This window comes from Alistipes shahii WAL 8301 (assembly GCF_025145845.1).
Taxonomy (GTDB): Bacteria; Bacteroidota; Bacteroidia; order Bacteroidales; family Rikenellaceae; genus Alistipes; species Alistipes shahii.
The window spans coordinates 2,008,704-2,034,145 of sequence record NZ_CP102253.1 but is presented as its reverse complement, the minus strand read 5'-3'; the positions used below and the strand labels follow the sequence as shown (position 1 = coordinate 2,034,145).

The window sequence follows — 25,442 nt, the reverse complement described above, 5'->3', positions numbered from 1 at the left end:
AAAACAATTCGAAAACATTATAGGTTTAAAATTTTTATGGAAGAAAAGAAGCTGTACAACGCAGTCCGCAAGATCATCACGCTGGCCGACGGTCGCCAGATCGAGATCGAGACGGGCAAACTGGCCAAGCAGGCCGACGGCTCGGTCGTCGTCAAGATGGGCGACACGATGCTGCTCGGAACCGTCGTGGCCGCAAAGGATGCAAAACCCGACACCGATTTCATGCCCCTCCAGGTCGAATACAAGGAGAAGTACGCCGCCGTAGGCCGCTTCCCCGGCGGTTTCATGAAGCGCGAAGCGCGCGCCAACGACAGCGAGGTGCTCGTCGCCCGCCTGATCGACCGCGCCCTCCGGCCCCTGTTCCCCGCGGATTACCACGCCGAAGTCTACGTGACGGTCAACCTCATCTCGGCGGACAAGGATATTCAGCCCGACGCGCTGGCCGGTCTGGCCGCCTCGGCGGCGCTGGCCGTATCGGACATTCCCTTCGGCGGCCCCATCTCGGAGGTCCGCGTCGTACGCCGCAACGGCGAATACGCCATCAACCCCACCTATTCGGAGATGCCCGAATGCGACCTGGACATCATGGTCGGCGGTACGATCGACAACATCCTGATGGTCGAGGGCGAGATGAAGGAGGTTTCGGAAGAGGTGATGCTCGGCGCCATCAAGTTCGCGCACGAGGAGATCAAGAAGCACTGCGCCGTACAGATCGAGCTGTCGAAGGAGTTGGGCAAGGACGTGAAACGCACCTACTGCCACGAGGTCAACGACGAAGAACTGCGTCAGACGATCATCAGAGAGCTTTACGACAAGGCCTACGCCATCGCCACGAGCGGCACGATGAAGCACGAGCGCGAAGACAAGTTCAACGCGCTCGAAGCCGAGTTCGCAGCCCGCTATTCGGAAGAAGAGCTGATCGAGAAGGCGCCGCTGATCCACAAATATTTCCACGACGACGTGCAGAAGAAGGCCATGCGCAACATGATCCTCGACGAAGGCGTCCGTCTCGACGGCCGCAAGACCGACGAGATCCGCCCGATCTGGTGCGAGGTGGGCTACCTGCCCGCAGCCCACGGCTCGGCGATCTTCACCCGCGGCGAAACGCAGTCGCTGACGACCGTTACGCTCGGCACGAAACTCGACGAAAAGGTCAAGGACGAGGTGCTCGTGCAGGGCACCGAGCAGTTCGTGCTCCACTATAACTTCCCGCCCTTCTCGACGGGCGAAGCCAAGGCCGCCCGCGGCCTCTCGCGCCGCGAAATCGGCCACGGCCACCTGGCATGGCGCGCCCTGAAGCCGATGATTCCGCTGGGCGAGGACAACCCCTACGCCGTGCGCGTCGTGTCGGATATCCTCGAGTCGAACGGCTCGTCGTCGATGGCCACGGTCTGCGCCGGAACCCTCGCGCTGATGGACGCCGGCGTGAAGCTCCGCAAACCCGTGTCGGGTATCGCCATGGGTCTGATCTCCGATTCCGAAACCGGCAAATGGGCCGTGCTGTCGGACATCCTGGGCGATGAGGACCACCTGGGCGACATGGACTTCAAGGTGACGGGAACCAAAGACGGCATCACCGCCACGCAGATGGACATCAAGGTCGACGGACTCTCCTACGAGGTGCTGGCCGCCGCGCTGGAGCAGGCCCGCAAAGGCCGCATGCACATCCTCGGCAAACTCACCGAGTGCATCGCCGAGCCGCGCGAGGACTACAAGCCCTGCGTGCCGCGCATCGTGCAGATCGTCATTCCGCAGGATATGATCGGTCCGGTTATCGGCCCGGGCGGAAAGGTGATCCAGGACATCCAGAAGACCACCAACACCACCATCACCATCACGGAGGTGGACAACAAGGGCATCGTGGACATCTTCGGCATCGACAAGGAGGCCCTCGACGGAGCGCTGGCCCGCATCAAGGCCATCGTGGCCATCCCCGAAGTGGGCGAGACGTACCACGGCAAAGTCCGCTCGATCGTCGCCTTCGGCGCATTCGTCGAGATCATGCCGGGCAAGGACGCCCTGCTCCACATCTCGGAGATCGACTACAAGCGTTTCGAGACCATGGAGGAGACGGGTCTGAAAGAGGGCGACGAGATCGACGTCAAGCTGATCGGCGTAGACCCCAAGACCAACAAGCTCAAACTGTCGCGCAAGGCGCTTCTGCCCAAGCCCGAAGGCTATGTGGAACGTGAGCGCCGTCCGCGTCCCGAGCGCGGTGAGCGTGGCGAACGCCGCGACCGCGGCGAACGCCGGGAGCGCCACGAGCACAAAGAGGAATAAAAAGACTGTTAATGTGGATATTTCGGACGGAAAAAAGCGTTGATTTCCGTCCGGAATATTGCATAATCAGCAAGAGTTTTCTATATTTGCACTGTTCCGCAGCCCGGCAAGCGCCTGCACGGACGGACAACGAAGAACGGACAACGAAGAACGGACAACGAAGAACGGACAGCGGGCGGACAGAGAGGCGGCGGAACGAACGAAAGAGGCAAACAAATTCAAAATAAACACATTAACTTTTACCTATTATGAAAAACTTAATGAAATTGAGCGTTGTGCTCGTAGCTGCCGCACTGGCATTCTCGAGCTGCAACTGCTTCAAGAAGATGGCCAAGAACCGGGACGACATCAAGCTGACGGTCACCCCCGAGATCCTGACGCTGAACAACGGCACGGTTGCCGCAGACATCAATGTAACCTTCCCCGTTGAGTATTTCAACAAGAAAGCCATCATCAAAGTTACTCCCGTCATCGTATTCGAAGGCGGCGAAGTGGCCGGCGCCACCCAATACTACCAGGGTTCGAAGGTGGACGAGAACTATGCAGTCGTAGACATGAGCAACGGCGGCAATTACACGCAGCACGTCGAGTTCCCGTACGATCCCCGCATGGACCAGTGCGCCCTGCAGCTCCGCGCCGAGATCAAGTGCCCGAAAGGCAAGGCCAAGGAGTTCGTGCTCGTCAACCTGAACACCGGCGCCATCCCCACCAAGGAGCAGGCTGCCGTGCTGGCCGGCAACGACGCCGCTGCCAAGGCTGCCATCGCCAAGGAATTCGGCCTGACGGTAGCTTACGGCCTGAACACCCTGCAAAAGGACCTCAAGTACGGCGACCTGATGGATCAGATGGCCAACAACTACAAGAAGGTCACCACGGTAGTCGACAAGACCGACCTGCTCTACGCCATCAACTCGTCGGTCGTGACGAAGAAGAACGAGAAGAACGCCAACCTCGGCGCATTCAAGGAGAACGTGGACAAGAACCTCACGAACGACCGCGCCACGCAGAACATCGCCGTGAAGGGCTACGCTTCGCCCGACGGTCCGGTGAAGTTCAACGACACGCTTTCGAAGAAGCGCAGCGAATCGGGTAAGAAGGTCGTTGCCAAGCTGCTCAAGGACGCCGGTCTGGACATCGACGCCGCCGCTTACGGCGAAGACTGGGACGGCTTCAAGGAGCTGGTCGAGAAGTCGGACATCAAGGACAAGAACCTCATTCTCCAGGTGTTGAGCCTCTACAACTCGCCCGCAGAGCGTGAGACCGAGATCAAGAACATGTCGACCGTATTCAACGAGCTGAAGAAGGACATCCTTCCCGAACTGCGCCGCTCGCAGATCGTCAACAGCACCGACCTCCAGGGTCTGACCGACGCCGAGATCATGGCTGCATACCGCAACGGCGGCGACCTGACCGTAGAGCAGTACCTCTATGCCGCCCAGGAGTTGGCCAACGGAGCCGAGGAGCAGGTTGCCATCCTGACCGCCGCTTCGAAGAAGTTCAACGACGCCCGCGTATGGAACAACCTCGGCGTTGCCCAGACGCAGGCCGGCGACAAGGCCGCCGCTCTGAAATCGTTCGAGAAGGCTGCCAAGCTGGATTCGTCGAAGGAGCTGAGCAAGAACCTGCTGCTCGCCAACCTGGCTAACGGCAACACGGCAGAGGCCAAGAAGTACGCCGCTGCCGCCGACGCCCAGGCCAAGGCTGCCATGGCTGCCGCCGAAGGCGACTACAAGGCTGCCGCCAAGAACCTCGAAGGCTACAACGCAGCCATCGCCCTGGTTCAGTCGAACGATCTGGCCGGCGCCAAGAAGGCCATCGCCAAGGACAACTCGGCCGACGCCGACTACCTGCGCGCCGTTATCGCCGCCAAGGAAGGCGACCTGAAGACCGCAGAGGCCCAGCTGAAGAGCGCCGTTTCGAAGAATCCCGCGCTGGCCCAGAAGGCCGCCAAGGACATCAACCTGAAGGCGCTGAAGAAGTAATCGGCTTCATCGGATAAAAAAGAGTCTGGCCCGAGAGGGTTCAGGCTCTTTTTTTGCATCCTGCCCCGTGTACCCCGCAGCAAAAGCGCAGGTGCATCCGTTTTTCGGAGAAACGGCCCGGCGCCATCCCCGGTGCCGCGTCCGGGCGGCGGCCGATGTCGGACACCGTTAAAATAATTGATCCGGAAACGATGCGGGATCGAATAATTTTTCTAATTTTGTAAAAAACACGATCGTATGGAATACGCCAACCATCTGAAAGAATACGCCCCGGCGTGGAGCGCATCGCAAGTCGACGAAGAGGTCGCACGCATCCGCAAGGCCGCAGAGGCCCGCAACCACAACACCGAGGTCTACAAATTCTGCTACTCGGCCATCGACCTCACGACGCTGTCGTGCAACGATTCGGTGAAATCCGTCACGGAATTCGCCCGCAAGGCCGCGGAGTTCTACCAAAAATACCCCCACATTCCCAACGTGGCTTCGATCTGCATCTATCCCTCGTTCGTCGAGACCGTGGGGCTGGCCGTGGACGGCACGCCGATGAAGATCACGAGCGTCGGCGGGGGATTTCCCGCGGCGCAGACCTTTCTCGAAGTGAAGGCCCTCGAAGTGGCGATGGCCGTGGAGAACGGCGCCGACGAGGTGGACATCGTCCTCAACGTGGGGCGCATGCTCACGGGCGAATACGACGAGGCGGCCAACGAGGTGGAGGTGATCCGCACGGAGATGGACGACGATGTGGTGCTGAAGGTGATCATCGAGTCGGGAGCGCTGAAAACCCCCGAGCTGATCCGCAAGGCGTCGCTGCTGTCGATGCTGGCAGGGGCCGATTTCGTGAAGACCTCGACGGGCAAGATCGACGTGGCCGCAACGCCCGAGGCCGCCGTGGTGATGTGCCAGGCGATCCGGGACTACTACGACAAAACGGGCCGCAAGGTCGGTTTCAAGGCCGCAGGCGGGGTCCGCACGGCCGAAGACGCCGCGCTCTACTACACGATCGTCGAGGAGATACTCGGCAAAGAGTGGCTCACGACGGAGTTGTTCCGCATCGGAGCCTCTTCGGCCGCGAACAACATTCTTTCAGCCATCGAAGGCTCGGAGGTCAAATACTTCTAACCGGCGCGAAACCGGCTGGCGGAGATCTGCGGGACCGTTTCTCTCGGACCGCCCCGCCCCGACGCACGAAAAACGGCGGCCCCTTGCGGGGCCGCCGTTTCATACATACCGATCCCGGCTTACGGAAGCGAATCCGTAATTTCGATGCTCAACGAATCGACCGTCCCCGCAGCCGGAGCGTCCTTGGCCGGGACGCCTTCGGCCGGAACGTCGAGTTCGGCGGGCGAGATCAGGTGCGGAGGTTCCGCGGCCGGCTCGACGCCGTTCAACAATTCATCGCGCCGCACCATCGACTGGAAGTTGTCGCGCCGGATGGCCGCAACGACGATAATGACGACTACCGCCACGGCCACGATAATACCGATCAGTTTTTTAATCATTTTCATTCTCCTCCTTTAAGATCCCGATGGCGCGTACGACGACGTTGTCCACGGGATAGATGTTTGCGTAAAAACCATTGTCCTCCAACGCCGTATTGCGGCCGATATAGGCCCGGAGCTGGGCCTCGATCAGCCTCCGCGAACGGGCGATGTCGCCGTAGCGCGGCGCAACGCCCTTCCGGGCGGCATAGCGGACGAAATCATCCACAAGGGTCTTGTCGCTGTCGAGCAGCGCCTGCAACTCATCAATGGTCTTCACCGCATTGAGCGCCTCACGGTGACGGTCGGCATACTCGATCGTATAGCGGTAGAAGATGTTGCGGCCCGCCACCTCGACGAAATACTTCGTCACGTCGGTCGTATCGGCCGGAATGAACACATCCGGCATGATGCCGCCGCCTCCGTAGACCACCTTTCCGCCCGGCGTCACCCGCTTGAGCGAGTCGGCAAAATGGATGCTGTCGGCCGAGAAAAACTCGTTGTTCCGGTAACGGTTCCAAAGATCCTCCTCGTAGTCCGCGTCATCCCCGATCGTGTAGGGCTTCTGGATCGAGCGGCCCGTGGGCGTATAGTAGCGCGCCGTGGTCAGCCGCAGGGCCGATCCGTCGCTGTACGGTATCTGACGCTGTACGAGACCCTTGCCGAACGAACGACGACCAATAATCGTACCACGGTCGTTGTCCTGCAACGCTCCGGCGAGAATTTCGCTCGACGAGGCGCTTCCCTCGTCGATCAGCACCACGACCTCCATGTCCTGCGCCGAGCCTTTGCCGTCGGCGTATTCGCGCAGCTGCTCGTGACGGCGGTCCTCGGTGTAGACGATCAGCTGGCCCTCGTGCAGAAACTCGTTGGCCACGGCGATCGCCTGATCGAGGAACCCGCCGGTGTTGCCCCGCAGGTCGAAAATCAGTTTCGTCACCCCTTCGGCGCGCAGCGATGCCAGCGCCTTGCGGAATTCGTCGAAAGTGGTCCGCGCGAACTGCCCCAGCTTGACGTACCCCACGCCGTCGGCGATGCGGAAGGCCGATTCGATGCTCCTGATGGGAATGACGCCGCGCACGACCTCGACCTCGACCAGGTCGGAGATGCCCTGCCGTTCGAGACCGAGGCGGACCGTCGTGCCGCGCGGTCCGCGCAGCATTTTGACGACGTTGTTCTGGGGAATCTTTCGCCCGGCGACAAGCGAATCGCCGATCTCGACAATGCGGTCCCCGGCCTTGACGCCGGCCTTGTCGCTCGGGCCTTGCGGAATGACGTTCAGCACGATGACCGTGTCGGTGGCCATGTTGAAGACCACGCCGATGCCGTCGAACTCCCCTTCGAGAGGTTCGTTCAGAGCCTGCATTTCCGCGGCGGGGATATAGACCGAATGGGGGTCCAGCTCCTTGACCAGCATCGGGATAACGTGCTCGGCGAGCGAGTCCATCGACACCGAGTCGACATACTGGTTCTCGATCAGCGAGAGCGTATAGGAGAGCTTGTTGTTGGGCAGCGCCATGCGGCTGAGCATGCCCTTGAGCTGCGACGTGGTGGTGTTGCGGCCCAGATACTGGCCCAGAACGAGGCCCAGAACGACTCCCGCGGCCAGCAGCAGCGGGAAGAGGACGGTGTGTTTCGAGTTTTTGTACATCGTATGATGGCGCCAAAGACGCCGGTTCGGTATTTAAAACTTATCAGGGTTTCGGCTTGTTTTTGAAAGTATAGGTGAGACCCACCTGCAACAGCGTACGGGTCTGCACGTCGACGTTCTGCGCCCGGTTGTAGTAGAGCTGGAAACTAACCTTCGTGGAGAGGTATTTCGTCGCCTTGATTTCGAGCGTGTTTTCCCAACGCACCGTGGGATGGATCGGCAGGCGGGGCTTGTCCTTGATGTCATGCCCGACGCTGGTGTCTTCCTTGTCGGCCCACTTGTCGTAGGCCTCCAGGTACTTGGTGTAGTCGCTGATCTTGTTCTTCTGGCCGATGTCGGTAATCCAGCCGTAGAAGGAGAAGACCGTCGTGATGTAACGCAGGTAGCCCGTCTTGCCGAACGTGCGGTCGAAACCGATCTCGACCGACGAACCGCCCTCGTATTTCGAGGTCTTCTCGGGGTCCTCGATACCATAGGGATAGGCCGGTTTGATCTCCTTGCCGTCGCCGTCGACCTGCCGCATGCGAATCCAGTCGCTTTCGGCAAAGGTGGCGTTCAAGGCGAGCGGAGACATGTTGACCGTGATGGGGAATTTCTTTTGAGGGCTTTTGTAGGTGATACCCAGCGAAATGTCGAGGTAACCCGGAGTCATAAACTTGCTCTTGAGGTGCTTCTTCTCCTGCTCGGAGCGCGATTTGTAACCGTTGACGAACTGGCTGCGGAATTGCAGAATTGAACCGTAAGTCCAGTTCTTCGCCATTTCGAACGCCGGGTTCACCCAGATGACGAACTCGTCCTGATTCTTGAACCATACGCCTTCGCTGTCCATGATCTTGTTGCCGCTCTCGTCGACCATCGGCTTGCCGTCCGGCCCCACGCGCTGCGTCTCGACCTTCATGCGGTTGTAACCCAGCTTGGCATTGAACTTGGTTTCGATGGAAAAGAGGTTCTTCTTGAAGATATGCCGCAGGTTGAAGGTCGCCACCAGCGCAATGGAGTTGTCACCGCCCGACACCGAGATCCAGGGATCGTTGTACGAAGTCAGCGTTCCCTGCAGGCCGCCGCCCAATTCGAGGTAGTTGCGCTCCTTGCGGATTGCGGCGCGCTCGGCCTTGTAGCGGGCGAGGCTGAAATAATCGGCATCGACGGACGTGGACTTCAGCCGGTCGCGGAACGTCACGTTCCGCCGTTCGGCATTGACTTCGTCGATTGAAATCTGGGCCGAGACCGGAACGGAGGCCCCGACGAGTGACGCCAGCGTGAGAATCAGGTAAAAATGTTTCATAACGAAGCGATTGTATTTGATTTTCAATCTACAAATTTATGAATTTATTTATAAAAACTTTAACTTTGTCTGAAAGTTAAACGGAAAGGACCAACTATGAAATATTTCGGAGCGCACGTAAGCGCTGCGGGCGGCGTGGAGAACGCTCCGGCCAACGCACACGCTATCGGAGCCACGGGCTTCGCCCTTTTCACCAAGAACCAGCGGCAGTGGGTCGCCAAACCGCTCGCCACGGGCGAGATCGACGCCTTCCGCGAGGCGTGCGAACGCTACGGCTACACGCCCGCACAGATTCTGCCCCACGACTCGTACCTGATCAACCTCGGACATCCCGAGAAGGAACCGCTCGAAAAATCGCGCGCGGCATTCCTCGACGAGATGCAGCGGTGCGAACTGCTGGGCCTCGACCGGCTGAACTTCCATCCCGGCAGCCACCTGCAGAAGATCACCGAGCAGGAGTCGCTCGACCGGATCGCCGAGTCGATCAACATGGCGCTCGACCGCACGCACGGCGTGACGGCGGTGATCGAGAACACCGCGGGGCAGGGTTCGAACCTCGGATTCCGCTTCGAGCACCTCGCCTATCTGATCGAGCGCGTGGAGGACAAATCGCGGGTGGGCGTCTGCATCGACACCTGCCACGCCTTCGCGGCGGGGTACGACCTCCGGACGCGCGAGGCGTGCGACGCCACGTTCGCCGAACTGGAACGCGTCGTCGGATTCGGATACCTGAAAGGCATGCACCTGAACGATGCGATGAAGATTCTGGGCAGCCGCGTCGACCGCCACACGCCGCTGGGCGAGGGCATGATCGGCATGGAATGCTTCCGCTATATCGCTTCCGACAAGCGTTTCGACGGCATTCCGCTGATCCTCGAAACCCCCGACGAAGCGCGCTGGAGCGAGGAGATCGCCAAACTGAAGGCGTTTGCCGAAGAGGCATAGAAAAGGGAGGCTCCGAAGCCTCCCTTTTGTTTTTACAACCGGTCCAGACAACTGCGGATCAGCGCGGCGCTTTCGCGCACTTCGTCCTCCGAGATCGTGAGGGGTGGCGAAATGCGGAACGCCGTGTCGCAGAACAGGAACCAGTCGCTCAAGATGCCCGCCTCCCGGAACAGTTCCATGATGCGGTAAAGTTTCGCCGATTCGCCCAGCTCGACGGCCAGCAGCAGGCCGCTGCGGCGGATTTCCCGCATGGCGGGATGATCCTTCAGCAGCATTTCATACAACGCGCCCTTCGTTTCGACCCTTTCGACCACCTTGTTGTCCACCAGGTAATTCAGCGCCGCAAGTCCCGCCGCACAGCAGACCGGATGGCCGCCGAAAGTGGTGATATGCCCCAGCACGGGATTTTCCTGCAAGGTGTCCATCACCTCGTGACGCGCGACGAACGCCCCGAGGGGCATGCCCCCGCCGAAGGCCTTGGCCAGACAGACGATGTCGGGCGTGACGCCGTATTTCTGCATGGCGAACAGGCGGCCCGTGCGGCCCATGCCGGTCTGTATCTCGTCGAAAATCAGCAGCGCGCCGACTTCGTCGCAGCGTCTGCGCAGCGCTTCCAGATAACCCGGACGGGGCGGACGGACGCCGGCCTCGCCCTGCACCGGCTCGGCCAGCACACAGGCCGTGCGGCGCGTAATGCGCTCCAGTTCGGAGAAATCGTTGAACTCCACGGCCTGCACGTCGGGCAGCAGGGGCCGGAACGCCCCCTTCCACTCCTCGCCCTCGGGCGCACCCATCATGCTCATCGCGCCGTGCGTCGACCCGTGGTAGGCGCGGCGCATGGAGACGATCTCCGTACGCCGGGTAAAACGTTTCGCCAGTTTCAAAGCCCCCTCGACCGCCTCGGCGCCCGAGTTGACGAAATAGACGCTTTCGAGCGGCGCGGGCAGCAGCGACGCGATCCTGGCGGCATACTCCACCTGCGGCGTCTCGACCAGCTCGCCGTAGACCATCACATGCATGTAGCGCGCAGCCTGCTCCTGCACGGCGCGCACCACGGCCGGATTGCCGTGACCGACATTGCTGACCGAAACCCCGGCCACGAGGTCGAAATAACGCTTGCCTTCGGGCGTATAGAAAAACGAGCCTTCGGCGCGCGCGACCTCCACCAGCATCGGCGACGGGGAGGTCTGGGCGACATGCGCCAGAAATTGTTTGCGGAGAATCATACTATTTTATCCATTTGCGCGGATTCGGGCCAGGAGCGCCGAAGCCGCCTATAAATCCGGGACCATACCCCGGCGTTGCAAAATCGCTTCGGAATCCTTCACGCTGCGCCGCATCCAGCGGCAGAGCGTTTCGGCCTGTTCGGCGTCGGACATCCGCCAGTTGCCGACCGTGAGGCGCATGCGCTCGGAGAGCGTGTAGATCAGGATCGCCGCCGAGGCCGAGACGTTCAGGCTCTCGACCATGCCGCACATCGGGATGCGCAGGAATTCGTCGGCCGAAGCGATCACCTCGTCGGAAATCCCGGCGTGTTCCGTCCCGAAGACCAGCGCGAAAGGTCCCCGCCCGACATCGAACGTCTCGGGCGTCGCGTCCTCGCGGTGGGGCGTGGTGGCCACGATCCGGTAGCCCGCCCCCTTGAGGGCGGCGACGGCCTCGCCCGTCGAGGCGTGGCGGCGCACGTCGACCCACTGGTGCGTGCCGCGCGCAATGTCGGGATTGGGTTCGAACGGGCAGAGCGTCTCCACGGTGTGCATCTCCTGCACGCCGAACGCCTCGCAATGGCGGATCAGCGCCGCGGCATTCTGCCCGTGGTACATGTTCTCGGCCAGCACCGTCATGTAGCGCGTGCGCATGGAGACCGTCTTCCGCAAAACGGCATACCGTTCCGGCGTCATAAACCCGGCGAGGCAGGCGATGCGCTCAGCGGCGTGTGCGGCATCGGGGCCGAAATCGAAGTCCGGTCCCGGGGAGTCGTTATTTGCGGTATTTTTCATCTTCATCGCGGATTTTCAGGTAGCTTTCGTAACGCGGCCAGGCGATTTCGCCCGCCTTCACGGCTTCGGTCACCGCACAGCCCGGTTCGTGGGTGTGGGTGCAGTTGTAAAAGCGGCAGGCGGGCGCAACGCGCATCATCTCGGGAAAATAGTGCCACAGCTCGGCCTCGTCGATGTCGATCAGTCCGAACCCCTTGATGCCCGGCGTGTCGATCACCGCGCCGCCCCCGGCCAGGGGGTACATCGTCGAAAATGTCGTCGTATGGCGGCCCTTGTGGTGACTTTCGGAGATTTCGCCCGTGCGGATGTCCAGCGAGGGGTCGATGGCCTGGATCAGCGTCGACTTCCCGACGCCCGAATTTCCCGAAACGAGGGTCGTGCGCCCCGCAAGCAGTTCGCGCACCTCCTCCACGCCCCGGCCCTCCCGGACCGACACCTCCAGCACCCGGTAGCCGGCCCCCTCGTAGACCGCGCGGAACTCCGCGACGGCCTCCGCGTCCTGCAGGTCGAGCTTCGACAGGAGGATCGTCACCGGGACCTTGTAGGCCTCGCAGGTCACCAGAAACCGGTCCACGAACTCCGTGGGCGTCTCGGGCGAACGCAGCGACGCCATCAGCAGCGCCTGGTCGACGTTGGCGGCGATGATATGCGACTCTTTCGAAAGGTTCGAAGCCCGGCGGATCACGTAGTTGCGCCGCGGCAGGATGTCGGCGATCACATAGTCGCCCCCCTCGTCGGCCTCGCACGCCACTTCGTCGCCCACCACCACGGGATTGGTCGAACGCACCCCTTTCAGGCGCAGTCTGCCCCGGATGCGGCAGCGCACCGTCTCACCGTCGTGCAGCACGTCGTACCAACTGCCCGTCGCCCGGACCACTGTGGCTGTAAACTTTCTATCCATCGGTCTCCGTTTTTTCCTCCTGCCGGGGAACCCGCTCGCCGACCCACTCCAGAAAAGGGAAAATGGATTCGGAAAGCCACCGGACAGGCTTGTAGCTTTTCGACTGCTCGATCGTCCGCGGCCCCACGAGGCAATAATCCTCATTCAGCGCATCGAAGGCCGAGAAGAGCACGCTCAACACGAGCAGGTACTTCAAAACCGATACGGCAATGCCCAGCAGCGTGTCGGCAACGCCCAGTCCCGCAAAGTGAAAGACCTTGCGCACCACCCTGCCGGCGATCGCCACGACGAGGATCACGACGACGAGCGCCGTGACGAAACCGCCCGCGGCGGCCACTTCGTCATCGAGCCGCAGCCATCCGCCGACCTGCGCGCCGAAACGCGCCGCGATCCAAATGCCCGCCACAATCCCTGCAAGGGAGCATATCTGCACGACGAAGCCTTGGCGCCATCCGTTCCAGACGGCCAGCGCCAGCACGAGGCAGACGATTAAATCAAGCGTGTTCAATAAGCCGTTAAATTATCACCGTAAAGATACGAATTTTAAAGAAACGGCCCAAAAAAAGCATACAACGAACGATTAGGCGCAATATATATAAATATAGGTATATCGTCCTAACGTATTACATCGCGCATATTAACACTCAACGCATTACAGATGCTGCAAATGGTTTTTACGGTAAGATTAGTCCGCCCCGCCTCGATGCGGCTCAAGTTGGATCTTTCCATGTCACACCGGTAAGCCAGCTCCTGTACAGTCAGCTTGCGTTCCTTCCTCAACTCCTTGATCCTCGTAGAGATATAAAGGATTTCATCTTGATAGTTCATTCCCATTTCAAAAATTTGGACAAAAATTTTGCTGTGCAAATTTTTATATATATATTTGCACCATGCGTATCATATATGATACTAACAAAAAGAGGGTCGTCCGAATAACAAATTGAAAACTAAATACAAACACATCTTTATTTCAACCATTTTTACTATGAAAAACAACAACTTGTTTAGAAAATTCCTGGCATTGTTCTTAACCGGAACCATGCTGGCCGGTGTCGGGTGTAAGGACTACGACGACGACATCGACGACATCAACAAAAAGATCGACGATCTAAATGCGAAAGTCGAACTGAAGGCCGATGCTTCCGCCCTTCAGACAATTTCAGACAAACTGAAGGATGTCGATTTCTCGAAATTCGTCACCGATGCCGAATTGAGCCAGGAGCTGGCAGCCTACGTCAAGGACGCCGACCTCAAAAAGAAAGTCGGAGACCTCGGGTTCCAGACCGTGACACAGGTGCAGGATCTGATCAAAGGCCTGCAAAACGAAGCGCAGGTGAAGGCCCTGATCGAGAATCAGCTCAAAGCCGCTGACCTCTGGTCCAAAATCGGCGGCGAGGTCAAAAAAGGCATCCTCGAAGAGCTGGCCAAAAACAGCGAGCTGACCACTGCCGTGAAGAATCAGGCTGTCGCAGCCGTCCTGGCCGCCATCACCAACGACCCGGCCGTGAAGGACATCAAGACCGCCATCAGCAAAATTGCCGGCGAGGAGGCCTCCGAATTCGTCAAGGAATACATGGACGTCAACAACAAAGCCTGGATCGAGAACGTGAACTCGGCAGCCGCCGAAGCGGTAAAGAACGCCGAATCCGCATTGAGCAGGCAGATCATCAGCCTCATTTCGACGCAGGGCTACCTGAAGAAGAGCGACCTGACTGCGGAACTCGGCGCCTTCAAGCAGGCCATCGCCCAACTTCAGGCCGATGTCACTGCGCTGATCAACCGCATCCAGTCGCTGGTAAACGTTCCCGGAACCATGTATGTTGGCAGTGGCGGAGCCTATACGACGATGGATTTCTACAAGGTCGGAGCCACCCCCATCGGCAACGGAATGGTCACGCTGACCTACCGCGTCACGCCGGCCTCGCTGGCCAAAGACCTCGTAGATGCCTATGCTAACGGAAAAGCGACGTTCGCTATTGTCTCCGAGCAGATAAAAACCCGTGCCGCAACGGCAACTCCCGCAGCCACCATCACCGACGTTCGGTTTATCGAGGAGGGTAAGTTCGCCGTAACCGCCACCATGTCGGCGGAAGAGCTTGGTGAGCTTTACGAGAAAGAGGAGAAATGGATCACGCTGGCCCTTTCGATCGAGAACACCGTGAATCCCGGAACCGGCGCCGAGGACGAAACCGCCTCGGAGGTAACGAACAACGTGCTGTCGAACTTCGCCAGCATCATGCCCGACGAGGCCCAAGAGATCGAACTCGGCGTTTACACCAAGGACGAGGAGCCGGTCGCCTACGACTACGCCACCATCGAAATGCCGTTCAACAAGCAGGCCGTCAGCAAGAAGACGCTGCTGGAGAATACGCAGCTGCTGGCTTCGCTCGACGGAGGCAAGACCCTGATGACGCTGGACAACGTCAACAAACTGCTTGGCTCGAAAATCAGCATCGGCGCTTACACCGTAACGCCCAAATACTACGCCGACCCCAGCCAGTCGGCCGAGATTACGGACAAAACCGAGATCGGCAAATTCATCCTGCGCGTCGACAACTCGAAACTCGTTTACGACACGAAACTCGCTACGGTGGACTTCCGTGCAGCAGGCGTTTCCGGCGACGTAGGCAAGAACGTCGTATGCGCACACAAAATCGTGATCAACGTCGACGGGAAAGCCACGACGGCAACGATCGAGGCGCCGCAGACCTACATCATCACCAACCAGGCCGGCGCGACCTTCACCTTCAAGGAGACTCCCAAACCGCTGGCATGGAGCTATGCGTTCGTCAAGAACGGCATCGCCGGGCAGACCGCCACTCCGGAAATCTCCGATAACATCTTCGGCGAAATCGCTTTGGTGAACGACATCGACCTGCCGAAGGAGGTCACCATCGAGGATATTATCACGCTGGGCAACCTCGACACGGACCGTTCGACGGTCAAGGTCGCCGGCAAGGAGGTCGACAACGATCTCGGCATCCGATTCACCGCATTCGCCAGCCAGATCGCCATGGGCGTGAAAGCCTCCGTTCAGGCAGATGCATACGAGTGGGGCAAGGCCTATGACATCGAGTATGTCTATGTATACCAGAACGTCGACTACAAACTGAAGGGCCAGATCGCCTTCGGAGCCGCCCCGGCGCCCGTCAACTACATCGTCGACAACGCCATCGGCTACGAGACGAAGAGCGTCAGCAAGACGTGGAAGGACGTTTACACAGCCAACAAGGCCGGATTCGCCAGCGAAGCGGAGTTCGCCGAGGCTATCTTCGCAGCTACGACCGATCCCGCAACGCCCGCAGGCGTAACGAAACTCTTCAACAAAGCAAATGAGAAGGGCACGGTGATCGAGAACACCAACGGCACGGCAATGACCGTCACCGCATCGACCCTGAAGGGCGTGCTGAATGCCAAGGACATCACCGCGACGGGCGACAAGTTCGAGCAGAAAGCCGAATGGACGACCTGGTACGGCCAGAAGATTTCCGTAACGTTCAACTACAATGTCACGATCCCCGACTTCGACTTGAGGTACAATGTCGGACACGTAACCGACATCGCAGGCGTGATGACGACCGTAGTCGAAGGTCTGGTCAACGGGACGACCAACCTCTGGGAGTGGCCCAACATCACACTGCCGACCTACTTCAACGAGGTGGACGCCGAGAAGTACGACTTTACGTTCGAAGTGACCTCCAAAGACGACAAACCGAACAAGGGCGACAAATACGCCGTCGTCAAGGGCGACAAACTCGACTGGAGCGCAGCAAACCGCAACTATGTCGACATCAAGGCTGTCGTTAAGATCAAGGACACGAACATCCAGGTAGCTTCCCTGCCGCTGCGCGTGGAGATCCAGACCCCGATCAAGACGCTGGCACAGACCAAGGCTATCGAGGTCGCTTACAAGACCAACGAGGCGACTACGGCCAATATGTTCGAGAACCTCCAGTTGATCGACGCCGACGGTAAGTCGTGGATCGAATACAACAAAGACACGAAGGCCTGGGAAGCCGTTACGGTAGGCAACGGCAAGACGGCCTACGACGTATTCCAGGCAAAACCCGAAGCAGCGAAAAATACCGCCGGTATCGTATTCAAGATGAAATCGGCCGAGTATGCAGATACCCCTGCCAGCGACAAGGATGCTTCCGCATATATCAAAATCACAGACAATACGCTGACCTACGAGAACAACAGCGCCACGCTGCTGAAGGACATCATCATCAAGGTAACGCCGAGCTTCACCTACCAGTACGGCGAGATCACGGGCGAGGAGATGACGATTACCATCAAACGCTAAAGTTCACACGCTTCGCGGTCCGGCACGGCAACCGGCTGTGCCGGCTCCGCAAAAGCGATCCTCGGCAGGGGATGACCCCCAAGGAGTTGTTTTTTAGTTAACAAGTTTCACACCCATCCCCTGCTTTTTGGCGGACCGAAGAGGCGCGGTCCGCCATTTTTTCGTACCTGCCGCCCCGATGCCCGCCGGGCGTAAAACCGGACCCCGTTCCGGCTTTGCGCCCGGCGGGCATTTCCCCTTCGGAACACAAACGACGCAACGGCAAAGACAGATAAGTTTGATTTTCAGCCCGGCTTGTATTATCTTTGCCAAAGATAAACCCCCGCACGGATAGGCGGCGCCACGGCAAACCCCAAGCAACGCTTGGTTCTGCACCCGGCTTGCACTATCTTTGCATCATACAGCATTTAACCAGCTCTGCCATGAAAAGATACCTAACGATTCTCCTGCTGCTGAACGTCGTCGCAATGACGGCCAGCGCCCGCGAGGTCTTCCCGATCAACGAAGGGTGGCGCTTTTTCTTCAAGTCGGAGAAAACCTCCGACAACGCCCGCCACGTAACCCTGCCCCACAGCTGGAACACCGATCCGCTGGCCCAGGGCTACTGGCTCGAAACCACGGGCAGCTACCAGAACGGCATGTATATCCCCGTCGAATGGGCTTCGAAACGCCTTTTCGTGAAATTCTACGGCGTACAGTCGGTCGCCGACCTCTTCGTCAACGGCTATCACGTCGGCACGCACCGCGGCGGCGCCACGGCCTTCACGTTCGAAATCACCGACAAAATCCGTTTCGGAAGCGACAACTCGATGCTCGTGGTGGTCAGCAACAGCAGCCGCGACGACGTGCTGCCCACCTCGACCGACATGAACCTCTACGGCGGCATCTACCGCGAGGCGGAACTGATCCTCACCGAGCGCACGGCCATTTCGCCGCTCTACCTCGGGTCGGACGGCGTGCTCGTACACCCGCAGACGGTCGGTCCCGAAAAGGTCGAGGGCGAGATCGAGGTGCACATCACCTCGAAGGGCGACAACAGCTGCACGCTGAACGTCGACATCACCAGTCCGCGGGGAGAGCGGGTCTTCTCGAAACGCCAGAAGGCGCGCCTCGACGGCAAACCCGTCTCCGTGGCCTTCTCGGTGGACAATCCGACGCTGTGGAGCCTGCGCGACCCGGCGCTCTACACCGTGACGGCCTCCATCGGCGAGGACAGCATCACCGACCGCGTCGCCGTCCGCACGGGCTTCCGCTCGATCGGAGCCAGCACGGCCGAAGGGCTGACGATCAACGGAGAACGCACACCCGTCCGCGGCGTCACGCTCTACCACGACAACGCCCTTTCGGGCGGCACGCTGACTCCGGAGGATTACGACGCCGACCTGCGGATCATCCGCACGATGGGAGCCAACGCCCTGCGCTCGGCGGTAATGCCGCACGCGCAGTACCTCTACGACCGTTGCGACGAACAGGGAATGCTCGTCTGGATCGACGCTCCGCTGCACCGCTCGTCGTTCCTGGGCGACGTCTCCTATTTCGCCACGCCCGCCTTCGAACAGAACGGACTGGACCAGTTGCAGGAGATCGTAGCCCAGAACATCAACCACCCGTCGGTGGTGATGTGGGGTATCTTCTCGCGTCTCTGGATGCGCGGCGACGACGTGACGCCCTACATCCGGCGGCTGAACGAGACGGCCCGCACGATGGACCCCTCGCGCCCGACGGTCGCTTGCAGCGACCAGAACGGCGACATCAATTTCATCACCGACCTGATCGTCTGGCAGCAGGACGTCGGCTGGCGGCGCGGCTCGACCGATGACGTGATCGTATGGCGCGACCAGCTGCAAAAAAACTGGTCCCACCTGCGTTCGGGCGTCTGCTACGGCGGCAGCGGATTCCTCGGACACAAGAGCTACACGGCGCAGTCCGAGCCTCGTTCGAACTGGATGCCCGAGGAGAAGCAGACGCGTTTCCACGAGGAGTATGCCAAAAACCTGCAAAACGACTCGCTGTTCTGGGGCGCGTGGATCGACAACATGTTCGACTACGGCTCCTCGCGCCGTCCCTACGGGATCAACGGCGCAGGCCTCGTGACGCTCAACCGCCGCGAGAAAAAGGACGCCTACTATCTGTACAAGGCGATGTGGAACGGCGCAGAGCCGACGCTGCATATCGTCGACAAACGGCGGCGTCTGCGCGATTATGAGAAGCAGGCGTTCCGCGTCTACTCGTCGGCCGGGACGCCGACGCTCATCGTCGGCCGGGACACGCTGGCGATGAGCGAATACGCCCCCTTCCAGTACCGGTCCGATTCGGTGGCCATACACGGGATGATTGAGGTGAAAGTGGCGGCGGGGGATCTGCGCGACAGCGTGACTATCCTTGTCGGCAACGTCCTAAAACCGAAACGGACGCAGGTCCTTCGGCGAACAGCAGGTCCGCAAACGACAAATTAGGGACGAAAGGCATCCTTTCGGAGAAGACCTGGAAATAAGGCTCGGCGATCAGCGCCAGGCCTTCTTTGCGTTTGGGGCGCAGGTCGAGGTCTCCGGGGGCCGCCTCGACATACGTCCGGGAGAGTTCGGGCATCGGCACTCCGGCCAGCGAACACAACACCTCCAGCAGACCCAGATTGTAATCGGCGAGAAACTCCCACTCCCGGCGGTAGAAAGGCTCGAACCGCCCGGCGTAGAAATCGAAATAGGGCGACGAGCGGTAGGAGGCCACCAGCGCGCCCCAATGCTGGTGCTGCCAGCGTTTGGAATAGTCGAGACGCACGTCGCGCACGGGCTGGCGGGGACGGTTGGCGTTGCGGACATGCACGGTCAGCTCCATCACGCCGTCCGAGGCCAGTATCCGCGCACGGTTGCGTTCGGAACGCTTCACGAAGTGCTCGCCGAGGTCCACGACGCAGCCGCCGCGCAGGAGGTGCGTGAAATACTCCACCGAAGGAAGGTATGCAAGAGGCAGTATAGTAGACATAAGTAAAAATTCAAAATTAAAAATCACCTGAAACGAAGCGGTCGAATCGGGTGAACCCCGCCTCTCGGGCGGGCGGCAGCGCGCAGGGCTTTGCTATGGAGCGACGCGCAATAGCAGACCTCCGCAGGACGGAACTGCGGCCTGCCGACGCAAAACACCGTTTTTATGCGTGTGAGCGCAGAACAGGAGCGGAAGCAGAACGAAGCTTCCTGCCGCCTCTTAAAACCGGCGTCTTACGCCGGCGGATTTTAGGCGGGCGTCCAGTCCCCGTTCTTTTTGATCAGCTCCACCAGCCGGTCGAGGGCCTCCTCCTGCGGAATGTTGCGCTCGACGACCGTGCGGCCCTTGTAGAGGGTGATGCGGCCCGGTCCGGCGCCCACGTAGCCGTAGTCGGCGTCGGCCATCTCGCCGGGACCGTTGACGATGCAGCCCATCACGCCGATGCGGAGGTTTTTCAGGTGCGACGTGCGGGCCTTGATGTCGGCGAGGGCCTTCTCGATGTCGTAGAGCGTGCGCCCGCACGAAGGGCAGGCGATGTATTCGGTGTGTGAAAAACGCACGCGCACAGCTTGCAGGATCATCAGCTCGATGTCGCGGATTTCGCTTTCGGCAAATCCCGGAGCGTCGATCCAGATGCCGTCGGCCAGGCCGTCGAGCAGCAGCGGTCCCAGGTCGGCGGCGGCCTTCACGGCGAGCGTCTCCAGCGAACGCTCTTCGTAGCGGCGTTTCACGACCACCGGTTCGTCGGGGATGTCGAGATTCAGGATCGCGGCGCGCAACTCGGCCGTCGGGTTGCCCGAAAGGGCTTCGAGCACCCGGAAACCCTCCAGCGGCTCGGTGTGCACGACGGGAACCGTCACCTTCGAACGGCGGCGGTATTCGGTCGGGAAGTAACGCTCGGGATGGAGCACCTCGAACTCGCCGGGACGGTCGGCAAAGTGTTCGACCAACAGCTGCGCCACGGGGATTTCATTTTCGGGGGCCTCGGTCAGCGAGACGCGGATCGTGTCGCCGATGCCGTCGGCCATCAGCGCCCCGATGCCCACGGCGCTCTTCACGCGCCCCTCGATGCCGTTCCCGGCCTCGGTGACGCCCAGATGGATCGGATAGTGCATATCTTCGGCATCCATCGCCTCGACCAGCAGACGGTAGGCGGCGACCATGACGCGCGTGTTCGACGACTTCATCGAGACCACCACCTGATCGAAATCGCACTCCCGGCACACCCGCAAAAACTCCATGGCCGAGACCACCATGCCCTGGGGCGTGTCGCCCCACTCGTCGAAGACGCGCTTCGCCAGCGACCCGTGGTTGACGCCGACGCGCAGGGCGACGCCCCGCTCGCGGCACTGCGCGATCAGCGACTGAAGATCGCCGCGGTCGAGGCGGTAATTTCCCGGATTGACACGCACCTTGTCCACATACCTGGCGGCGATGGCCGCGACCTCGGGCACGAAGTGGATGTCGGCCACAACGGCTGTCCGGAAACCGTCGGCACGCAGCTGCCGGACGATGTTTTCCAGATTTTCACCTTCGCGCCGTCCTTGCGCCGTAAGGCGCACGATCTTTCCCCCGGCGCGGTCGATCCGCTCGATCTGGGCCACGCTCGCGGCGGTGTCGTTGGTGTCGGTATTGGTCATCGACTGGCAGGCGACGGGATGCCCGCCGCCGATCGTCGTCCGCCCGATGCGCACTTCGCACGTTGTCCGGCGCATGAATTTCGAAAGATTCATCGGTTTATCAATTAGGTAATTACGCACTTTCTCACATCACTTTCCGCTGTCGGGCGGCGTTATCGCCGCCTTCGGCGACGTTTACAAATCCGACCCCACCCCAGCCCTCCCCCAGGGAGGGAGATGGCGTACGCATCGGACAGCAGTACAACGTACCGCCTCCCACTACCGAGAGCCGTTATCACCCCGCAACGGATTCAGGAAGCAGCGGCAAAATGAACGCTCTCGACAGCCGGTACAGTGTACAAAGATAGCAACGATTTGGCGAACGGCGAAATAATCGTTATATTTCGGAACATCTCTAAAATGCGAACGCCATGAAAGAGAAACTACTGCTGGCAGCCGCCGCGCTGCTCGGATTTGCAACGGCATGCAACAACGAGGAAGATCAACCGAAGGTGGTATCTATGTACGGGGTCCCGTACAACAACTACAAGATCAAGGGCAAGGTGACCGACAAGGCCGGACGGCCGATCAAGGGCATCGAGGTCCGGAGCAACGCCTACCTGCCGACACCGGAGGCGACGACCGCAGCCGACGGAACCTATGATCTTTCGGGCAAGGGAGTCGGCAACACGGCAAGAGTCACCTTCACCGACACCGACGGCCCGGCCAACGGCGGCGACTTCGCCGCAAAGACCGTCGACATCGAATTCACCGAGGCCGAACGCACGGCCAAAGGAGACGGCGACTGGGATCAAGGGGCATTCGCCAAATCGGGCGTCGACATCGCCCTCGAGGAGAAGGAGTAGCCCCTGCTCCCGACCAGCACGTCTCCCGGGACGGAAAAACGCACCCCGCCAATGCCCAAACAAGTTTGGCATTGCGCCCGGCTTTCACTATATTTACAGAACATAGGATGCGTCTCGGCAATGCCCAAACAAGTTTGGCATTGCGCTCTACTTTCACTATATTTGCCGGGTGGATACACTCGATAACGACATCAAATTCGTAGCGGGCGTCGGCGAGGCCCGGGCAAAACTCCTCGAACGGGAGCTGGGCATCCGCACGCTGGGCGACATGCTCAGCCACTATCCGTTCCGCTATATCGACCGCACACGCATCTACCGCATCTCGGAGATCACCGAGGCCGCAGGCCTGTCCTACGTCCAGTTCCGCGCCCGCATAACGGGCGTCGCCTATGCCGGAACAGGGCGCAAACGCCGCTTCACGGCCTTCGCGCAGGACCCCACGGGACAGGCCGAGCTGGTGTGGTTTCAGGGCGTCAAGTGGATCGAGAAACGGATCGAGGTCGGACGCGAATACCTCGTCTTCGGCCGCCCGTCGTTCTACCGCGGCGAACTGTCGGTCGCCCATCCCGAGCTGGAAACCATGGAGCAGGCCCTCTCGCGCAAGGCCGAAAGCGGCATGCAGGGCATCTATCCCTCGACCGAGAAGCTGGGCAATGTGCTGGGTGCGAAGGGCATGTACCAGATCATCTGCAACGCCTGGACGCTCGTGAAGGACCGCATCGCGGACCCGCTTCCCGAGGCCGTGCGCACCCGGTACGGACTGATCGGCCTGCGCGACGCCATCTACAATATCCACTTCCCGCAATCGCAGGAGGCCCTGCGGCAAGCGCAGTACCGGCTGAAGTTCGACGAACTGCTGGGCGTACAGCTCAACATCCAGCAGCGGCGCACCGAACGCCTCGCGAAAAGCAACGGCTTCCTCTTCACCCGGGTCGGGGGCGTGTTCAACACCTTCTACACCGAAAAACTCCCCTTCCCGCTCACCGGGGCGCAGAAACGGGTCATCAGGGAGATCCGCCGGGACACCGTGACGGGGTTCCAGATGAACCGCCTGCTTCAGGGCGACGTGGGCAGCGGCAAGACCCTCGTGGCGCTGATGTCGATGCTGCTCGCGGTGGACAACGGCTTCCAGGCCTGCATGATGGCCCCGACGGAAATCCTCGCCCGCCAGCACTACGCCACCGTCTGCAAGATGCTCGACGGAATGGACGTGAAGGTGGCCGTCCTGACCGGCGCCTCGAAGGCCAGGGAACGCCGGGCTTCGCTCGAAGGCATCGCCTCGGGCGAAGTGGACATACTCATCGGCACGCACGCGCTGATCGAGGACCGCGTGCAGTTCTCGAACCTGGGCTTCGTCGTGATCGACGAACAGCACCGCTTCGGCGTCGAGCAGCGCGCGCGGCTCTGGACCAAGAACCTCCAGCCGCCCCATATCCTCGTGATGACCGCCACGCCGATCCCCCGCACGCTGGCGATGACCCTCTACGGCGATCTCGACGTGTCGGTGATCGACGAGCTGCCTCCGGGACGGCGGCCCATCAAGACATTCCACTACACCGACGCCGCGCGGCTCAAATTGTTCGGCTTCATGCGGCAGGAGATCGCCAAAGGGCGGCAGGTCTACGTCGTCTATCCGCTCATCAAGGAGTCGGAGGCGATGGACTACAAGGACCTCACCGACGGCTACGAAGCCATCTCGCGCGACTTCCCGCTGCCGCAGTACGTCACGGCGATCTGCCACGGCAAGATGAAGCCCGCCGACAAGGAGGAGTCGATGCGCCAGTTCAAACAGGGCGAAGCCCACATTCTCGTGGCCACGTCGGTGATCGAGGTGGGCGTCGACGTGCCCAACGCGACGGTCATGGTCATCGAGTCGGCCGAGCGTTTCGGGCTTTCGCAGCTCCACCAGCTGCGCGGGCGCGTGGGCCGCGGCGGCGAGCAGTCCTACTGCATCCTGATGTCGGGCGAAAAACTCTCGCGCGAGTCGCGGGCGCGGCTCGAAGCGATGTGCGAGACCAACGACGGGTTCCGCCTGGCGGAACTTGACCTCAAGCTGCGGGGCGCGGGGGACATCAACGGCACGTTGCAGAGCGGCATGGCATTTGATCTGAAGATCGCCAGCCCCACGGCCGACGTGCAGATACTCACCGTCTCGCGCGAGGCGGCCGCAGAAATACTCGCCGCGGACCCGGCGTTGGCGCACCCGCAGAACCGGGGTCTCGAAGCTCTGCGGCGACGCTACTCGGGCCGCGAAGAGATTGATTTTTCACGCATTTCGTAATATTCCGTCCCGAAAAAACGTTAACCCATTAAAACCCTGTCCGATGAAACGGTTTCTATTCTCCATATTCCTGCTCGGCGTCCTCTCGCCCCTCGCCGCGCAGCTCTACCATCCGGGCGAACAGCTCTTCTACCGCGTGAGCTACAAGGCCAAGATGTTCCCCAATACGGAGGTCGGGACCGTGGAGGTCAAGACCTCGGAAGATACGGCCGACGGCAAGTCCTACTACAAGGTCGAAGGCGCAGGGCGCACGCTGCCCACCTACCGCTGGTTCTTCAACCTGGAGGATGTCTACACCGTGTGGATCGACACCGCGTCGCTGCGCCCCGTGCGCTTCGAGAGCGACATCCGCGAAGGCGACTACACCTTCCAGAGTTACTACACCTACATCTGGCCCGACTCGACCATCCACACCCGCTGGCGGAGCCGCAAAAACCCCTTCAGCGAGAAGCAGATGACCCTGACGGCCGAGAGCATGGACCCGATCGCGCTCTTCTTCAACCTGCGGTCGGCCCAAGCGGAGAATTTCCGCGTCGGTGAGCCGGCGACGCTTCAAATGGTCCTGCAAGACACCATCCGCCACCTGCACTACCGCTACCTGGGGCGCGAAAACAAGAAGATCCGCAACATGGGGCGTTTCCGCACGCTCAAGTTCGAGTGCCAGTTAGGGACGACCGAAGGCTACTCGTTCACCGACGGCACGATCTTCACGATCTGGATTTCGGACGACGACAACAAAATCCCCCTCTACATCGAATCGCCGGTCAAGATCGGCAGCATCAACGCCTACATTTCGGGCTACAAGGGACTTAAATACCCGGTGTCGAGCCTGATGAAATAAATTTTTTCCTATCTTTGCCCCGACA

General features: G+C 60.4%; 19 protein-coding genes. 9 read left to right on the top strand and 10 right to left on the bottom strand.

All coding sequences use genetic code 11. The annotated features are described in order from the left end of the window. Nucleotides 1-36: 36 nt before the first annotated feature. The 3 genes from pnp to deoC all read left to right on the top strand — a co-directional run bounded on the left by pnp (nt 37) and on the right by deoC (nt 5,381). On the top strand, nt 37-2,280 hold the full coding sequence (pnp, locus tag NQ492_RS08690) for a polyribonucleotide nucleotidyltransferase (protein ID WP_015546508.1): 2,244 nt from the start codon (nt 37-39) through the stop codon (nt 2,278-2,280). A gap of 260 nt (nt 2,281-2,540) precedes the next feature. After that, nucleotides 2,541-4,262 carry a hypothetical protein gene (locus NQ492_RS08685; RefSeq protein ID WP_015546509.1) on the top strand — a complete coding sequence of 574 codons (1,722 nt, stop codon included), beginning with the start codon at nt 2,541-2,543 and terminating at the stop codon, nt 4,260-4,262. A gap of 237 nt (nt 4,263-4,499) precedes the next feature. Then, a complete protein-coding gene (deoC, locus tag NQ492_RS08680; RefSeq protein ID WP_015546510.1) occupies nt 4,500-5,381 on the top strand; it encodes a deoxyribose-phosphate aldolase in 882 nt (293 codons plus the stop codon). Between the two features lie 119 nt (nt 5,382-5,500). Here the strand turns inward: deoC and NQ492_RS08675 are convergent, their stop codons facing one another. Genes NQ492_RS08675 through NQ492_RS08665 form a run of 3 tightly spaced genes read right to left on the bottom strand, consistent with a single transcriptional unit; the run spans nt 5,501 to nt 8,676 of the window. Continuing rightward, the gene (locus NQ492_RS08675) at nt 5,501-5,761 is read right to left on the bottom strand and encodes a hypothetical protein (protein ID WP_044054111.1); all 261 of its coding nucleotides are present in this window, start codon (nt 5,759-5,761) and stop codon (nt 5,501-5,503) included. After that, nucleotides 5,754-7,391, bottom strand: a complete 1,638-nt coding sequence (locus NQ492_RS08670) for a S41 family peptidase (protein ID WP_015546512.1) — start codon at nt 7,389-7,391, stop codon at nt 5,754-5,756. The genes NQ492_RS08675 and NQ492_RS08670 overlap by 8 nt, the downstream gene beginning before the upstream one ends. 43 nt (nt 7,392-7,434) lie before the next feature. Beyond that, nucleotides 7,435-8,676, bottom strand: a complete 1,242-nt coding sequence (locus NQ492_RS08665; protein WP_044054113.1) for a DUF3078 domain-containing protein — start codon at nt 8,674-8,676, stop codon at nt 7,435-7,437. A gap of 96 nt (nt 8,677-8,772) precedes the next feature. Here NQ492_RS08665 and nfo point away from each other — a divergent pair, with 96 nt between their 5' ends. Further along, nucleotides 8,773-9,621, top strand: coding sequence for a deoxyribonuclease IV (gene nfo / locus NQ492_RS08660; protein ID WP_015546513.1), 849 nt, complete (start codon nt 8,773-8,775; stop codon nt 9,619-9,621). 32 nt (nt 9,622-9,653) lie between these two features. Here the strand turns inward: nfo and NQ492_RS08655 are convergent, their stop codons facing one another. From NQ492_RS08655 to NQ492_RS08635, 5 genes are all read right to left on the bottom strand, one after another. After that, the gene (locus NQ492_RS08655; RefSeq protein ID WP_015546514.1) at nt 9,654-10,847 is read right to left on the bottom strand and encodes an aspartate aminotransferase family protein; all 1,194 of its coding nucleotides are present in this window, start codon (nt 10,845-10,847) and stop codon (nt 9,654-9,656) included. Nucleotides 10,848-10,895: 48 nt separating this feature from the next. Further along, complete coding sequence (locus NQ492_RS08650) at nt 10,896-11,621, bottom strand: TrmH family RNA methyltransferase (protein ID WP_022061941.1); 726 nt, start codon at nt 11,619-11,621, stop codon at nt 10,896-10,898. Beyond that, nucleotides 11,602-12,522 (bottom strand): ribosome small subunit-dependent GTPase A, encoded by a 921-nt coding sequence (rsgA, locus tag NQ492_RS08645; RefSeq protein WP_022061940.1) that lies wholly within the window; start codon nt 12,520-12,522, stop codon nt 11,602-11,604. Before rsgA ends, NQ492_RS08650 begins: the two co-directional genes overlap by 20 nt. After that, the gene (locus NQ492_RS08640; protein WP_022061939.1) at nt 12,515-13,030 is read right to left on the bottom strand and encodes a CvpA family protein; all 516 of its coding nucleotides are present in this window, start codon (nt 13,028-13,030) and stop codon (nt 12,515-12,517) included. The genes rsgA and NQ492_RS08640 overlap by 8 nt, the downstream gene beginning before the upstream one ends. Nucleotides 13,031-13,137: 107 nt before the next feature. After that, a complete protein-coding gene (locus NQ492_RS08635; RefSeq protein ID WP_022061938.1) occupies nt 13,138-13,350 on the bottom strand; it encodes a helix-turn-helix domain-containing protein in 213 nt (70 codons plus the stop codon). Nucleotides 13,351-13,507: 157 nt separating this feature from the next. On the opposite strand from NQ492_RS08635, the gene NQ492_RS08630 reads away from it, so the two are divergent. Both NQ492_RS08630 and NQ492_RS08625 read left to right on the top strand, forming a co-directional pair. After that, entirely contained in the window at nt 13,508-16,828 is a 3,321-nt protein-coding gene (locus NQ492_RS08630) for a hypothetical protein (RefSeq protein WP_015546516.1), read from the top strand. Nucleotides 16,829-17,250: 422 nt separating this feature from the next. Further along, a complete protein-coding gene (locus NQ492_RS08625; protein WP_015546517.1) occupies nt 17,251-19,284 on the top strand; it encodes a glycoside hydrolase family 2 protein in 2,034 nt (677 codons plus the stop codon). Here NQ492_RS08625 and NQ492_RS08620 read toward each other — a convergent pair. Together NQ492_RS08620 and ispG are read right to left on the bottom strand one after the other, a co-directional pair. Then, complete coding sequence (locus NQ492_RS08620; protein ID WP_229104262.1) at nt 19,205-19,810, bottom strand: WbqC family protein; 606 nt, start codon at nt 19,808-19,810, stop codon at nt 19,205-19,207. The genes NQ492_RS08625 and NQ492_RS08620 overlap by 80 nt on opposite strands. Before the next feature lie 248 nt (nt 19,811-20,058). Then, a complete protein-coding gene (gene ispG, locus NQ492_RS08615) occupies nt 20,059-21,543 on the bottom strand; it encodes a (E)-4-hydroxy-3-methylbut-2-enyl-diphosphate synthase (protein ID WP_015546519.1) in 1,485 nt (494 codons plus the stop codon). 317 nt (nt 21,544-21,860) lie between these two features. Here ispG and NQ492_RS08610 point away from each other — a divergent pair, with 317 nt between their 5' ends. From NQ492_RS08610 to NQ492_RS08600, 3 genes are all read left to right on the top strand, one after another. Beyond that, nucleotides 21,861-22,295, top strand: coding sequence for a radical SAM-associated putative lipoprotein (locus NQ492_RS08610; RefSeq protein WP_015546520.1), 435 nt, complete (start codon nt 21,861-21,863; stop codon nt 22,293-22,295). Between the two features lie 169 nt (nt 22,296-22,464). Then, entirely contained in the window at nt 22,465-24,576 is a 2,112-nt protein-coding gene (gene recG, locus NQ492_RS08605; RefSeq protein ID WP_022061931.1) for an ATP-dependent DNA helicase RecG, read from the top strand. A gap of 43 nt (nt 24,577-24,619) precedes the next feature. Continuing rightward, the gene (locus NQ492_RS08600) at nt 24,620-25,417 is read left to right on the top strand and encodes a DUF3108 domain-containing protein (protein ID WP_015546521.1); all 798 of its coding nucleotides are present in this window, start codon (nt 24,620-24,622) and stop codon (nt 25,415-25,417) included. Nucleotides 25,418-25,442: the final 25 nt, after the last annotated feature.